The following is a 14,845-nucleotide window of genomic DNA, read 5'->3' on the forward strand; positions in this document are numbered from 1 at the left end:
CCACCGTGTCGGCGTCGTTGCAGGGTTCGGCAGAGTCGGGCGAGGCGGTGGGCCTCCGCGGTGGGAGCGCCTGCGCTGACGGTGTCTCGTCGTTATGGGCCGCCCGTGATCCCGTTCGCTTCCCGCCAGACGCGGGCCAGCGAGCGGGCGATCGGGGTGATGACGTGCGGGTCGTTCCAGTACCACCAGTGCGCCACCGGAGTCCACCCCGCCCACCAGGGGGCCACGGATACCTCGCGGTCCCCGGTCACCTGCTGCTGGTACGCATCGGACAGCGGGCGCAGCGGGTAGGCAATCGGGTCGTCGGGATCCTGGAAGTTGGTCCACTCGTGGTGCATTCCCGGGTGGTGCTTGTGCAGCTTGGGTGCCGGCATCGTAAGGGGGGTTCCGAAGTCGGGCAGGGACATGGTCCAGAGCCCCAGGGGGCATCCCAACGTGTAGAGCAGTGCCAGCGTCTCCCCGCGCTCCAGCGGCGTCTGGCGCATGCAGTCCATCACGGAGGGGGCGACAAGGTTCCGTCCCCCGTTGGCGTACTGGACCTGGAGGTCGTAAAAGTAGTTGCTGGCGACCACGGTGCCCAGGCTGTGCGCGACAACGCACAGCGGCGCATCATTGCCCGACTCGTCGGCCAGCTCATGCAGCGTCCGGGCGACATAGCCGTGCACCTCGTCGTAGAGGCTCCGGTCCCCCCGGGTGATCTGGTACGCGATGGCATCGCCCACGAAATGGGTGACGGCCCACCGGAGCACCGCATAGTTCGGCCGGGACACCCACGGCAGCCGCCGCCATCCGATGGTCACCAGGAATGGCCAGATGGCGTCCGCCCTGCCTGCGTTGAGCCGCGTCGACCAGGAGTCGAGCAGACGGAAGAGGCTGCGGGACGGTGGTCCGAAGCTCCGCTCATGCAGCCTGTCCTCGATCTCCTGGAGCGCCGGCGCCCAGTGGGCCGGCCGGATGACCAGCGCGTCGTCGGCATCGATGCCGACATGGCGGGTGAATGCGCGCTTCAACAGCCTCGTCGCCGTGACGGCGAACGAAGGGTCGCTGATTTCCGTGCCGTGAATGAACGTCACGGCCACACGGCGGCTGCTCACAGGGGCCCCCAGGGAAGAATGGGCCGGGCGTAGACGTCCCAGAGTCTGTTGAGGAACAGGGCTCCGTAGCGCGCGAACACGGCGGGCTTGGCAGCCAGAGGACCACCGGCCCGGAACGTCGTCAGCCCCCACAAGAAATCCAGCAGGTGGAGGGAGATGATGCCGGAGGCCACGACCTTCGCGCTGCCGTCTTCAGCGGGTTGCACTGTGCCGTCCAGCACCCTGGTGTACAGCGTGGTCGTGTCGCTCCAGAGGTACTTCCAGGAGTTGTCCACCACGACTTTTCTGCTCGCGAGCGTGTAGGGCCGGTGCTGCGGATCGTGGAGGTGCAGAAAGTAGCGTATCTGCTGGCTCTCGGGCCGGCCCGTGTCCACGAACAGGTTGAAGGTGCCGTCGTCCACGGTCAGCATGCCGCCCAGGGCTTCACACTCGATATGTCCCGTCACTGTCGCCTCGTGCTGAGGTGAGGTGACGAACATGTCGATGTCGTCGATGGAAATCTTCAGGCGCGCCGTCAGCCGGGTGTTCTTATCGTGTCCCTTGCGGTACCCGTCGTCGTAATCGGATTCGTCGAACCCGATGAAGCCCTTGATGGCTTCCTTGAAGGAGAGCGAACGGGGCTCCCGGTCTTCTGCGGGTACGGCGTCGGGCGGGCCCGCAGGGAGGCGGAGCGATATGCCTTCCGCGGCGCACCACTCCCGTGCCGCCTCCACTCCTCGGTTCACCGCTTCGTGCAGCCGGTCCGTACCCAGGTTGAACAGATAGTTGACGGGTACCTCGCCGCGAAGGATCTTCAGCTCGATCGGCCTGCCGAATTCCCCCGGCCGACCGGCCTTGATGGCCGCGTTGTTCTCTTCGATCCGGCGCACGATGCGGCGGAAGTGACCGTTGGCGGCGATCTCTATGGTCTGGAAGTAGATGTTGGGGAGACCGGGGTGCCACTCGCCCCGCTCGCTCACCGTCCAGATCACCCAGATCTCATCGGCGCCACGGCGGACGGCCTCTTCGAGATTGCCGTCCGTGAGGTAGACGGCATCCACGTAAGTGTGTCCCTCGACTTTGACCGGCGGGAACCACATCGGCAGAGAGACGCTGGCGACCAGCAGGTCTTCCGACATGTGCCGGGGTTCGACGATGTCGATCGTGTGCGTGCCAGCATCGCAGACGTTGAAAGTGGCCTCCCGGTCCGTGGCTCGGATCTTCGGCCAGTTCAGGCCCCACCGCGGGAAGACCTTGGAACGGTATCGGTCCAGGCTGAACAGTGCCTCGCCCCGCAGCAGCGCGCCGAGGTTGACGTCGACGCCGTGCAGGGGGTTGGTATGCCGCCAAGCATCAGCGATTTGAGTGCCTGTCATGCCCTGGCAGTACATGGCCAGGTTGAAATTGCCGCCGCTCGCGCCGTCGACGTGGTCGAACTGCAGGCCTGCCTCATCCAGCCAGACCTGGAGAACACCGGCCTGGAACGCGACCTTCATTCCGCCGCCCGCCAGCACGAGCGAGCGTTTCTTGGCGTTCATGACCGGTCCCCCGTCCGTGTGCCCGGGCGCGTGAGCGGGGCGGGCGCGTACACCCGCCACAGACCGTCGAGTACGAAGGTGCCGAACCTCACCAGGGTGCGGGCCTGCCCCAGCGGATCGCGGGCTGCGCCCCGGAGGCTGGTCAGGGAGTGGATGAGGTCGAGGCCGTGGATAGAGGCGACACCCGCGCCGACGGTCCGGGTTTGGGGGTGGGTGGCATCTCTTACGTCCCTTGTGGGGTGCTTGGCTTCGACGTGCCCGGCCAGGATGCGGAAGGGGCGCGTGGTCGCGTCGTGCCATAGGCCAAGGAGCGGGCCCCTGCGGATCTCACGCCAGGCGACCAGGGTCAGCGGATAGCCGACCGCGTCCGTGAAGAACAGCCGGTAGCGCACTCCGAGTGCGCCGTTCTGATCCAGGTTCACCAGCAAGTTCACTGTGCCGCCCGCAACGGGGAGGCGTCCGCCGAGCGCGTCGCAGTGCACCCGGCCGGACGCCCGGCATGCATGCTGCGGGTCGGCCACCATGCCGTCGACATCGTCCAGCTCCACCCGGAGATGCACGGCGAAGGTCGTGCCGTCCGCCCTGCCCTGTGCCGCGCCCTGCTCCGGGTCGGTCGCGTCGAAGGCGAAGTGCCCCTTCAGGTCCTCGCCGAGGGTCACCCCCTTTCCCGCCGGGGCCTCGCCGTCCGTGTCGGCATCGCGGTAATGGTGGGCGGTCGCGGCGCCGCGACCGGTGCGCGGGGGTAGTTCCTTGGTGCGCCCCTCGAGGATCGCGGTTGCGGCCCAGTCGGCGAACGCTGCAATCGTCAGGGCAGGGTTTGTACCGACGGGCCCGGGCATCGCGGCACCGTCGACGACGAAGAGCCCCGGGTAGCCGAATACTTCGCCGCGGGAATCGATGACCCCGTCGGCCGGCGAGTGGCCCATGGGGGCCCCGCCGAGCGGATGTACGGTCACGACACGGTCGAGCCACGACAACGGATTGGGACGGAAGCTGCCCCCGAACTCCTTGGCAAGCCGCTCCATGGTGGCACCCACCCGGTCGAAGTAGGTGCGCGACGTCCGTATCCTCCAGTCGACATCCAGCCAGTGCCCACGCAGCCTCATCACGCCGTCCGGAACGTCCCTGCCGATACCCAGCAAGGCGGTGGCGCCCGCCGAGCTGCGGCCAGAGCCCAAGAACTTGGACACCCGCTCCGCGATCTGCGTCTTCGGGTCACTGGTCAGTCGTGCCCGGGCCCAGGCACGTGCGGTATCGAGCACCCGGTCGGCCAGCCCCAGAGCGTCGAAACTCTCCACCAGCCAGTCTCCGAAGGCCGGATAGCCCGCGTCCTCCACGTAGTACCCGCGGCCGTTGCCACCATCGAGGCGGTCCGGCACCCGGATCGCGCTGGTGATGACGGGTGCGGCGGAGCTGCCCAGGTGCCGTGGCCGGCCCTGCTGATCGCGAGCACCGAACACGAAGCCGAGCAGATCGCCGTTGCCGCAGAAACGGTGCCCGAGCAGCGGGCTCAGTCCGGGCAGGGCGGCCCGGTTGCGCAGCAGGAGATACGTCGTTCCGAACGTGCCGGCGGCCAGCACCAGCCGGTTGCAGGTGAGGGTCATGAGCGGGAGCGATTTGGTGTCGAACGGCCCGGTGTCATGCGCCCGGCGGTGTTCGACGTATCGGACACTCCAGCCCGACGGTGTGGGTTCGAACGACCGGACCTCACATTGTGGGCGAATGTCGGCGCCATAATGCTGAGCGGCGGACAGGTAGGTGTGATCGAGCGTGTTCTTGCTGCCGCTCTGACAGCCAATGTCGCACTCGCCGCACAGTCGGCAGGTAGTGCGCTGAAGGCCATGGATGTTGCCATAGTGCGGCTCGGGGAGGACGAGGCCCGGGGCAGTGTGGCCGGATGCGGAGAACGATACGGCCAGCGGCGGCCGCTGGTATTCGAGGCCGAGACGCTCCGCCGCCTCCCACATCGCGGCGGTCTTGCCCGAGCCTGCGTACTCCGGGTGCTCGAACGGGAACCGTTGGGCGCCGAGCATCTGCTGGACTTCTTTGTAGTGCGGGTCCAGATCAGCGCGGGTCACTGGCCACGGCTGGTTCCGGCCGGTGCCGGGGTCTTCGGTGACGAACCACTTCTCGTCCATGGGCAACAGCACGTTCGCGTAGATGAGCGAGCCGCCGCCCAGCCCGCTGGCGACGACGCCGGCCAGCCCGCGGAAGGACCACACGTCGAACAGCCCGAGCAGTCCGTCGCTCGGGTTCCACAACGCCCTGGTCAACTCATGAGGAGCCCGGGGGAACGCGCCCGGGCGGTAGGCCCGTCCACGTTCGAGTACCACGACCTGCTGGTTTGCCTGAGCCAGCCGGAAGGCGGCGACTGATCCGCCGAAGCCGGAACCGACGACCACGGTGTCAACGTGCTCCGCAGGGACTTGCGCCATCGTTACCACCCCGCCTTACGCAGGAGGCGACCCCAATGGCCGCTGACGCGGGCATCACCTGTGCTGTCCGGTATCCAGGAAGGTCAGCCCTTCTTGCTCCGGGCATCTCATCGCGCGCCCAGCGTGATGGGGACCCAGGAAGGCGTCAAGACATGTGGCACGACCGGTCACTCTCAATTCAGCAAGCCGAAGCGCCCATGGATACTGAACCGAACTTCCCTGGACGTGCTCATTACGACTTTCTTCCTGGAATGCCGCACGCATGGTCGTGTTATTCGTGTACGTGGCCGTAAGCACCGCAGGGAGGGCAGGTGTTGAGCTGCCTCCCCGCGGTACCTCGTCACCGCCGCCCAACGCTCCACCCCGTAGTCGGCCAACTCGGCTCGGAGGACTGCCAGGCCATGCTCTTCGTTGGCGGGCACGGCATCATGTGGGACACAAGCGGGCAGGTGGTGGGCGGCGTGTGCCACGGCCCTCGGCCTGGTCAACGTCCGGCTCGGCGACGGCAACCACCTGGTCGACGGCAAGCTGGTGGAGCACGGTTCACGATGGGGCCGTCCGTCATGTGGGCGATACCCACGGGTGTTTCACCATCGCCAGACGATCCGGGTGGCGGGGTCGGGCGCATAGCAGCAGTACGTACCGGTCCGCACGCTACGCTCCAGGTGCTGGCCCAGCACGGCGTCTTGCCGGGTGATCCGCTTGACTGTCCGCTTGAGGGTCTTGGTCACGTTGAGGCGGGCCGCTCGCTGTCCAAGGCCGCTTTGCGCTCCCGTCCGCCCAGGCGACCGCGCCGGCGAGCTGGTCGGTCAGGGCGTCGAACTCGGCCCGCGCGTAGCGCCCTGCCGCTTCGGCCGCCCCATGCCGGGCAACACCATCGCCGTCCTGGACTCGGGAAACCGCCCGCTGCCCAAGGGGCAGCGCGGGCGCGTGGCGATTGCCAGCTATCAGCTCAGGGACGCCTACGCCATCGCCGAGCCGGACTTCCTCACCCACGACTACGGCGGCCGGACCCAACGATTCCTGCTCACCGGTGACAGCGGCTTCATCGACCAGGCCGGGCGGCCGATCAGCCTGTGCTGGGTCGCTCCGGGGCGGTCCCGCGCTGTGATAGGTGTGAGCAGGCGTGGCCTGTGAGTGCTGTACGAAGCAGTCGAGGCGACAACATCCATGAGTACCGGCTTGGTGGCCCAGATGTTCACTGGCTCACGCACTCAGGTGAGAAGCCACTGGTGCCTTCGCGCAGTGGTGGTTAGCCTCTCGCTCCATGGACTGGCTTCCGGCTGACTTCATTCATCCCGCTTGCGTGCCGGTGTCCGCTGGTTACCACCTGCGTCCCATCTCCGGTACCGACACGGAGCTTGATTACCCGGCCGTGATGGGTTCGCGAGAGCGGCTGTGGGCCATCTACGGCGAGGCATGGGGGTGGCCTCCCGCCACGATGACGTACGAACAGGACCGCGAGGACCTACTGCATCACGAACAGGAAATGGCAGAGCACAAGTCCTTCAACTACGCGCTGTTGGACAATGCTGGGACTGCCCTGCTCGGGTGTGTGTACATCGATCCCCCACAGAAGACTGGCGCAGAGATGCCGAGATCTCCTGGTGGGTGGTGAACGAAACGATCGGCACCGACCTTGAAGAGGCGATCAACGTACTCGTGCCGCAATGGATCGGCGAAGCCTGGCCCTTTAAAAAACCGCGCTACATCGGCCGCGATCTCACTTGGAAGGAGTGGCTCGCCCTCCCTGACATCCCCACAAGGCACGCGGGCGGTGATGACAGCTTCGCTCAAGATGACCCCAGCAGACACGGGCCACCGATGACATAACCACGTCCCAGTCGGCAGGCGGCGCGCTTTGACCACCATGCTGGGCCGAAGAAAGAGTTCAGCGCCCAGGGCTCTGACCTTGACACTGAACTCTAATTGGCGCAGCTCAATGCGACGGGCTGCGCACTGATCTGTTCAGCGCGCAGCCCCTCTACGTACTGTGCCACCAACCGTCACCACACCTGTCCGGCAGCCGGTCCTGCTGGCTTGTGGCAGCAGTTACGTCGTCCGAGCGGGCCGATGCATCCATCCTCCTCCGAGGAGACTCGTGCCATTGTCGCGCCAACGCTAGTGGACTGCCCGGTTTGCCATGAACATGGCATATCAGCGGGGCAGGTAGAAGGGCGAAGGGCTCTGTGGGACTTCGGGGTTAGGCAGCGGCGGGTTGGGGACCTTTACCCGGCGGGGCGGCCGAGGCTCGGGGCAACCGTGTGCAGTCATGCTCAGAACACCTACACCTGCGGCTAGCGATATTCCGGTACGCCGTAAAAATGAACGGCGAGTCATGGGCTCTCTATCAGTGTGATTCATCCCCGCCCCTTCGGTGCGAACCGTGAACATACGACTGTGCCACAGAAAACCATACGGCCGTCAATACGGTTTTTACGGCCCGATGGTTCGCGCTCACACTGCACGGGTGATGAGGCTCCGTTATCTCAAGTGCCTGAGTGCAGTCCCTTGAGGTAATAGAGGTATGTGCGTTCCACAGGTAAAGGATTGCTGGGCGCCGGGTGACCCGCCGGAGTTGTCCCGCCAGCCACCCCCTTAGCGGCTGGCGAGGGTTTCACGAGGCCAGAGAGAACAACACGGGCACCGGGGCGGTGTCGGCGCGACGATCGATGGGGTCGAGCAACGGCCAGATCAGTAGCACGCTCATGCCCGCGCCGGATTCGCCGAGAATCATGCGCTCGTTGCGCTCCGCGAGTCCTGCCCCGACCATCGTCGGCATGACGTCCTGAACCATCGCCTCGGAACGCTTCGACTCCACCGCCGGGAGGGCACTCTGGAGGGCCCTACTGCACCCGGATCAGCGACCGTTGGTACCAACACGAGCACAGCCTGCCCAGAAACGACTCAGAGGAACTGGAGAAGGAGATCGTCACGACGACCGGCGCCGAGTTCGGCCGGCCTCGGGCATCCTGCGCGTTGCGCGGTATGGCGGTAGGGCCGTGGGCTGCGCGGGGATGCATCTACTGGAGCCGGGCACGGCAGATTGAAGCGAGTTTTTCTGCTCAAAGAGGTGCGCGGTAAGAGAGGGTGCGGACCTGCTCCTTCAAGCTGCTGAGATGACAGCAATGAGACTTGGTGCCTGGCGGCTGGTGCTGGATACCCGACCGACCTGGTGGAGGCGCAGGATCTCTATGTACGGCATGGCTTTGTGCAGATTCCCGCGTACCACGAATTCCCATTCTCTGACGTGTGGAACGAAGGGCGGTTGACGCACGCGTAGTGCTCACGGTACCCAAAGGCTAGTCGCACGGGCACCTCGTATTGAGGTACGCGCCTCATCGACGTTCCGCCCACCAAGAACCCAGGAACGTTCAGGAGCAGACGGTGGACGTTCTCACCCATCTCCTGCCGCCCGGCTCTGCTGTCAGCCGCGCACGAAGGACCTCCGGGTACCGGGCGGTGGGATCGCGACGATGGCGGGCGTCACGGGGAGCGGACTCGTCGACGTCGCTGGCTTACCCGATGGTGCGCGTGAGACGGTGCAAGGGAGGAGGGGTTGATGCTTGCTGAGTATGTCAGGGCAACTGCCCGGCCGTGCCAGGACGTCGTTAGGGCATGACACCACCGACTTCCGAGCCATCCCCGGCTCCTCCGGACTGGCCGCACTGCGGGCACGGCGCAGTTCGCGCAGCGGACCCCGTCGGCTGTCGCGGCGCCCAGGTCCCTGGGCAGACCGCATGTCTGGCGCATCTGGGCGGCGCCGACCGCGCCGCCTACCTGGCCGCCTTGTCGCCCGGCGCCGACATCGATCATCGCGGTACACCCTTCACCGGTGAACTGCTCAATGAGCTTCTTGCCGCACTCACCGACGCCGGGACAGGCGTGGTGTCCTTGGGCGATGCTCTTTTCGAGCAGGCGGCGTTCCGGGACGATGCTGTCTTCAACGATGCGGAGTTCCGCGGTCGCGCTCATTTCGACGGAGCAAGATTCGACGCGCAAGCTTCCTTCGCACAAACGACATTCGCCAGGGGCGCCTGGTTCACCGAAGCCGAGTTCGGCGACCGTGCCTGGTTCACCGAGATCGAGTTCCGCGCCATGACGTGGTTCAACCAGGCAGAGTTCCATGACGAGGTGTGGTTCAACGCGACCAAGTTCCACGACTACACAGGGTTCCACGGGACCCAGTTTCGCGGTGACGCGGTGTTCTTTCTGGCGAAGTTCGAGCGCGCCGTGCTGGTGGGGCCGCTGGCGTGCACTGGAAAGATCAACTTCGATCAGGCGGAGTTCAACGCTGCGGTGACCATCGAGGCATCAGCGGCTGTGGTGAGCTGCTGGCGGACGCGTTGGGCCTCCCCCGCCACCCTGCGGCTCCGGCACGCCGAGGTGGATCTGAGCGATGCGGTGCTCGAATACCCCGTGAGCGTCGCCGGCCGCGCCCGGCCCTTCCTCGTCAACGGTCAGGACATGGCCGAAACCGGGCTGCGGGATGCGCGCGTGCGTGTCGTGTCGCTGCGCGGTGTCGATGCGGCGCACCTGGTGCTCACCGACATCGATCTGACCGCGTGCCTGTTCGCCGGAACCATCCACCTGGACCAGATCCGGTTGGAAGGGCAGTACGCCCTGGCTACCGCGCCCTTGGGCCTGCGCCGGCGCGGGCTGTGGCCGGTGCGCTGGACCCCGCGTCGGATGCTGGCCGAGGAGCATCACTGGCGTCACGCCCGTGCTGCAGGCTCAAGTGGCTGGTCTCCGCCGCCGGCGGGAGAAGAGGTGCTGGAGGCCGCGGCGTTGGCACCGGTGTACCGGCAGCTGCGCAAGAGCTTTGAGGACAGCAAGCACGAGCCGGGGGCGGCCGACTTCTACTACGGCGAGATGGAGATGCGCCGACACGCCGACGACATCCCCCCGTCCGAGCGCAGTCTCCTCACCGCGTACTGGGCCCTGTCCGGCTATGGTCTGCGCGCCTCTCGCGCGCTGGCGTGGCTGGTGGCTGCCATGACCGTCACGGTGCTGGTGATGATGCTATGGGGTCTGCCGCAGCATGCCCCGAAGCCGACCAGCACCGGCACCCTGACGAACTCCCGCCGCATCACGACGACCACGGACACGCCCGTGCCGGTCAACCCCGACGGCCCGTATCCCGCGCGCCTGTCGACCGAGCGGTTCGAGAAGTCCTTACGGGTAGTGATCAATTCGGTGGTGTTCCGCTCCTCCGGTCAGGACCTCACCACAGTGGGCACCTACACCGAGATGGTCTCCCGTCTCACCCAGCCCGTCCTGCTGGGGCTGGCCGTGCTCTGTATCCGCAATCGCGTTAAACGCTGAGCACCGGCTGATGAAGGAGAAGGCGGGCCTGCAGTGTGGGCCGGGGCGTCTGGGAATCTGCATCGGTGAGCGGATTTCCTGGCCGGTGAGATCATGCCTTCCTGCACCGTGCTGGAGGTGCTCATGGCATGAGCTACTCGCAACACGCCGGCGACGAGCAACCCGGCTGCCGCACAGGGTGTCCTCTTCGCGCATGGTTGCCGACCTCTTCGGCCGCTTGGTGGCGGCTACGCGGAGGCGGGCCGGGCCGCTAGCCTGCCAGGGCTCCGTCTTCGGTGTCACCTACGGCGACAGACCGTGCTCCAGGAGTGCGGAGAGACTCGACGACGAGAGCCGCGGCTTCAGGCTCGAGCTGCAGCACCGCGGGCAGCGCCTCGCTCAAACTCCCATGTCGCAAGGCATGAGCCGCCAAGGCACGACCATGGCCAGGGGCAACGACGGGAGCAAGAATGACCGCAGCCTGCACCCCGCTCCTGCTGGTGACCGGAATGCTGCGGGCAGCCTCCTGCGCTCTGCCGTACTCACCTGCCGAGACAAACGCCTTGACCAGACCGGCCTGCAAAAACTCATGGTCTCCCTGCGAGGTGATGTCTTGGACGAAGTCTTCGGCCCGGTCGTACTGCTCCAGCTCCACAAGGGCGTCGACCACGCCGCTACAGAAGAAGGGCACCTGATCCCCAAGGGCCGCTACGCCCTGAAGTACCTGGTCGGCCTTTTCGTGCTCCCCTACCATGGCGTACGCCTTGAGTAGGCTGCCGCCCACCGCTAGCTGCATGGGACTGTCGGTCCGGAGAGCTTCGGCTTTTGCGAGAGCGGACCACGCTCCTTTTGTGTCCCCTGCAGCGGCGAGCGCCGCCGCCAGCCCTACCCACGCATGGAGGCACGATTCCGGTCGGCGCACTCTGCCAGCCCACGCCCTCGCCGTGTCGAACGCCCCCGCCTGCGCCAGTTCGACGACTGCCTCGGCCCGCAACACATCATCGAATTCGGCGTCGATCAAGTCCACCACAGCCTCGGCTCGCTCGACTTCACCGTCGCGGACCAGTTGCCGAACGAGTCGCGGCCAACCCCGCAATACCGCCATACCGCCGTTGGTCTGGCGCAGCAACGCCTCCGCACGACCGGTCTCACCCATGGATAGCAGCGTCTCGGCCACTGCTGACGCCAGGAGGCCCTGATCGAAGGCCGCGAAGTCTGCCGCCGGGCCACCTGGTTTTAGGTCGGTCAGGAGCGGTGCGGCATCTTCGATCAGCATCGTCGCGGCTTCAGTCTGCCCGGCATCAGCCATGATCTGTGCCGTGTACAGAAAGTCCCTGGCTCCCGGTGTCGGCTGCGTGCTCCTGAGTTCAGCTTCTATGGTGACCAGGCATTGCACCGCGCGATCGAGGCGGCCGTTGGCCGCCGCAGCGACGGCGCCGTGGGCGAGGGCGGGGAATCCCCGATGGTAGATGATGGTGCGTGCGAGTTCCTCCGCTCTGGCGAATTCGCCGGCTGCCGCGAGTGCCTCGACGACCTCGCACATCGAGGAGTGCGCAGGGGGAGGGTACGCAGAGGGATGGTCGTGTCTGCGGGCGTATGCCTCTGCCTCGTCGAAGTGCCCCGCACCCGCCAGCCCGCCAACGATGGCGGTGTGGGCCAGATGCCGCTCGTGGTCATCGTTGATGGTGCCGACGATGCGTTGCGCCTGCTCGAAACCCTCCGAGCAGACGAGCTGTTCCACTACTGCCCTCAGCGCTGCCGACCGGATGCCGGGGTCTTCGATGGTGCGTGCGAGTGCTGCGGCGTCCTCGTGTTCTCCTGCTGCGGCTTGCGTGGTGAGGAGTTCGTATGTGGCAGTGTCACGGTCTTCGGTATGGGTCAGGAGGGCGATGGCGTTCCGGGCACGGACGAACTCCCCCTCTCTGGCCAATACGGCGATCACTTCTGCGGGTGTCCCGGAGGCAGGCAGGTGCTGTTCAGTCTCCTCCCAGAGCACCTCAGCCGCGTCCCGTTGCCCCGATCTGTGCAGGACCGAGGCGACTCGGGCCAGGGCAAGAGCGGCGTGTGCCGGCTCCGAGGCGCGCGCCCGCGCCCGTGCGTCATCAACGTGGCCGGTTTCGGCGTGGGCGGCAAGCAGGGACGCCATGCTCAAGGTCCTCACCACCGGGTCCGTGTCACCCAGCGCCAGCGCCTCGGCCCGATGGAAGGCTCCGGCGTGGACTCGCGCCTGGACCAGCTCTGGCAGCAGCCGTCTCCTGTCCCCCACGTCGCCCACGGTCGACACCAGATGCTCGGCGCGCTCAAGTCTGCCTGCGCACGTCCAGGCGGCGACTGCCGCGACGAGAGTGGAATCGGTGTGCTCCCAGAGGTCTTCGGCCCTGATAAGAATGGCCTCGGCCTGTTCCAGCAGGGCAATGGCCTGCTGGATGTCCGCCTGTTGGACGAGTTCCTCGGCAACACGGGCCAGCGCCAGTGCGCGGTCGTCCGGGGTGGGAATGCTTCGGGCCAGGGCCCCGGCCCGGTGGGGGCGGCCGAGTGCGGCCCATGCCCAGGGCAGGGTGCTGCCGACGCGGTCATTACGGGCATCGAGCGCTTCACGACGGATGGCTAGGCGGACCATATCCAGCAGGTCGGGCACTCCGGCGTGGACAATCAGTTCCTCCGCGACCCGGATTTCGTCCGAGGCTACGGCGTCGCCGAAGGTGACATCGAGCATGCGGTCGTGCCGCGCTGCGTCCAGCGCGCAGGCGACGACCCGCTGAAGGTCCCCATCCGCCCTTAGCATCGGGAAGTATCCGCGCAACAGGTACTCCGGGGTTCCGGCCGGCCAGTCCCGCGCCGCATACGCCGCCGCCCACTCGTGCAGCATGTGCCGGTAGTAGCTCAGTGCTGTCTCGCCCAGCATCTGTGCGGCATGATGCTGCAGGCCCTCGTGGGCGAGCAGGTAGACCTCCGCCGTGTGCCCCGCGCGCACGGCGAATGTCCGCCCCGCGTGACTGCGGAGGGTGTCTTTGACCCGGTACGGGGTGGCGTCGGTCAGCTCGGCCAGGTCCGATGCCGTCAGGCCACCAGCCGCGACCGTGACCAGCCCCAGCAGGTCGTGTTGGAGGCCGTTGTCGGCCAGCAGCACCTTCAGTTCTCGCTCGGCTTCTTCGCGGATGATCTGGGCGTGCCGTGAGATTTCCATCGGCCGTACGATGCCGGGATCGCGCAGCGGGTGGTGGGTGGGCACATCGCCGGGAACCGGCGGATGGGGCCGGCCTGCGACGATCACCCTCATGCCCGCCTCCAGGCGGTGGGGCAGCAGGCTGGCGATGCTGTGGGCATCGGGGCTCGTGGTCCACGTCCGGTCCTCATCCAGACCGTCGACCAGCAGGACCAAGCGCTGTCCGCGCTGCGCGCAGGTGCGTGCCGCTGCGCCGTACAGGCGCAGCAGGTGTGCTTCTCTGGTCGGTCCTGTCAGATACGCCGGCAGCCCTTCGCCGACGATTTCGGCCAGTTGCTCCAGGACGACGTCGACGTAGGCCAGCCGGTCGTTGTATGCGCCGAGCCGTGCGGTGATGAAGAACGGCACCACCCGGACGCCCTGTGGCGGGTGCAGGGCGAACCACGCCAGCAGAGCGGTCTTCCCCGCCCATGCCTCGGCCCGCCACCACCCGTAGGACGGGCCGTCCTCAGCCGCGCAGAACTGGATCAGTTCCTCCAGCTCGCGGTCGCGTTCCACCAAAGTCTCCGGAGCGATCCGGGACACCTGCTCCCAGTAGGCGGAGCGCGCTGCGGGCGCCGCCCCGTCAGTGACCACCTGTCCGACCTGGATCAGGTTGTGGTCGCCGGTGTTGGCGAAACCCAGGCTGCCGCCCGCGGCCGCCGAACGCTCTCCGGAGGCAGTTGCCATCGGGGCTACGGACGTACGCTTACTGGGGCTTTTACGGCGCCACAACGGTGGCGTCACAGGGTGTTCCCGTCACCCGTGATGGCGTCGCCGACCGACTCACCGGCCGCGACGGACCTGTCGCCGTCGGCCCGGATGGGAGCGGGCGACGCAGTGCCGGCTGCGGATGGCGGAAGGGGGCTAGACGGCCCTGCCAGCCGATTGCGATCGCCGGTCACTGCCCGTCCGATGCTCCTGGCGGCCACCACTGCGCCGGCCCCCGGCGCCTGGACCCCGCCCTCGCTCCGGCTTGCCAGCAGTGCCCACAGCGAGAGAACCAGGCCAGCCAGCCCGACGACCGAACCGATCACGCTCGCAGCGCGATCTGCTGTATCGAGGTCGCCCCAAACCGCCGCCGCCACCAGGGCCATGGCCACGACGCCCGAGAACACCGCAGCGCCGATGAGCACGACCTTCTTCCATACCTGCATGTCGTCATTCTGTCCTGCACAGCGGAGCAGTGTCAGGTCGATGGTCATGCCGCAGAGTCCGCCCAGTGCCCGGCAGGACGGGCCTTCCGACGAAGGAGGGGGCTGTTCTTCTATCTCTCGGTACGACGGACAT

General features: G+C 66.8%; 8 protein-coding genes and 1 pseudogene. 3 read left to right on the top strand and 6 right to left on the bottom strand.

Annotation, left to right across the window (positions count from 1 at the left end):
• Positions 1-92: 92 nt before the first annotated feature.
• From IG84_RS38295 to IG84_RS38300, 3 genes are read right to left on the bottom strand one after another with little or no spacing between them, the layout of a single operon-like run.
• A complete protein-coding gene (locus tag IG84_RS38295) occupies positions 93-1,079 on the bottom strand; it encodes a hypothetical protein (protein WP_051862589.1) in 987 nt (328 codons plus the stop codon).
• Between the two features lie 11 nt (positions 1,080-1,090).
• Positions 1,091-2,611, bottom strand: coding sequence for a patatin-like phospholipase family protein (locus IG84_RS39070; RefSeq protein WP_157848961.1), 1,521 nt, complete (start codon positions 2,609-2,611; stop codon positions 1,091-1,093).
• Positions 2,608-5,013, bottom strand: coding sequence for a GMC oxidoreductase (locus IG84_RS38300; RefSeq protein WP_211266540.1), 2,406 nt, complete (start codon positions 5,011-5,013; stop codon positions 2,608-2,610). Before IG84_RS38300 ends, IG84_RS39070 begins: the two co-directional genes overlap by 4 nt.
• Before the next feature lie 894 nt (positions 5,014-5,907).
• Between IG84_RS38300 and IG84_RS0129770 the strand changes: the two genes are divergently transcribed.
• On the top strand, positions 5,908-6,183 hold the full coding sequence (locus tag IG84_RS0129770) for a hypothetical protein (RefSeq protein WP_245659641.1): 276 nt from the start codon (positions 5,908-5,910) through the stop codon (positions 6,181-6,183).
• Between the two features lie 130 nt (positions 6,184-6,313).
• Positions 6,314-6,879 (top strand): annotated as a pseudogene (locus tag IG84_RS40150) (GNAT family N-acetyltransferase).
• A gap of 784 nt (positions 6,880-7,663) precedes the next feature.
• Here IG84_RS40150 and IG84_RS0129780 read toward each other — a convergent pair.
• Positions 7,664-7,867, bottom strand: coding sequence for a hypothetical protein (locus tag IG84_RS0129780; RefSeq protein WP_157848962.1), 204 nt, complete (start codon positions 7,865-7,867; stop codon positions 7,664-7,666).
• 797 nt (positions 7,868-8,664) lie between these two features.
• On the opposite strand from IG84_RS0129780, the gene IG84_RS0129785 reads away from it, so the two are divergent.
• Positions 8,665-10,371: a pentapeptide repeat-containing protein gene (locus IG84_RS0129785; RefSeq protein ID WP_157848963.1), complete on the top strand. Its 1,707-nt coding sequence runs from the start codon at positions 8,665-8,667 to the stop codon at positions 10,369-10,371.
• 250 nt (positions 10,372-10,621) lie between these two features.
• On the opposite strand, the gene IG84_RS39075 is transcribed toward IG84_RS0129785, so the two are convergent.
• Both IG84_RS39075 and IG84_RS0129795 read right to left on the bottom strand, forming a co-directional pair.
• Positions 10,622-14,245: a hypothetical protein gene (locus IG84_RS39075; protein WP_051862591.1), complete on the bottom strand. Its 3,624-nt coding sequence runs from the start codon at positions 14,243-14,245 to the stop codon at positions 10,622-10,624.
• Positions 14,246-14,298: 53 nt separating this feature from the next.
• Complete coding sequence (locus IG84_RS0129795) at positions 14,299-14,760, bottom strand: hypothetical protein (protein WP_051862593.1); 462 nt, start codon at positions 14,758-14,760, stop codon at positions 14,299-14,301.
• Between the last annotated feature and the right edge of the window lie 85 nt (positions 14,761-14,845).

The sequence above is a fragment of the Streptomyces ochraceiscleroticus genome (assembly GCF_000720485.1).
Lineage (GTDB): Bacteria > Actinomycetota > Actinomycetes > Streptomycetales > Streptomycetaceae > Streptomyces > Streptomyces ochraceiscleroticus.

Bases quoted from the DNA above. Each gene is read 5' to 3' on its own strand.
- IG84_RS0129785 (WP_157848963.1), top strand. From the start codon at position 8,665: ATGACACCACCGACTTCCGAGCCATCCCCGGCTCCTCCGGACTGGCCG.
- IG84_RS0129795 (WP_051862593.1), bottom strand. From the start codon at position 14,760: ATGACCATCGACCTGACACTGCTCCGCTGTGCAGGACAGAATGACGAC.
- IG84_RS39075 (WP_051862591.1), bottom strand. From the start codon at position 14,245: ATGGCAACTGCCTCCGGAGAGCGTTCGGCGGCCGCGGGCGGCAGCCTG.
- IG84_RS39070 (WP_157848961.1), bottom strand. From the start codon at position 2,611: ATGAACGCCAAGAAACGCTCGCTCGTGCTGGCGGGCGGCGGAATGAAG.
- IG84_RS0129770 (WP_245659641.1), top strand. From the start codon at position 5,908: ATGCCGGGCAACACCATCGCCGTCCTGGACTCGGGAAACCGCCCGCTG.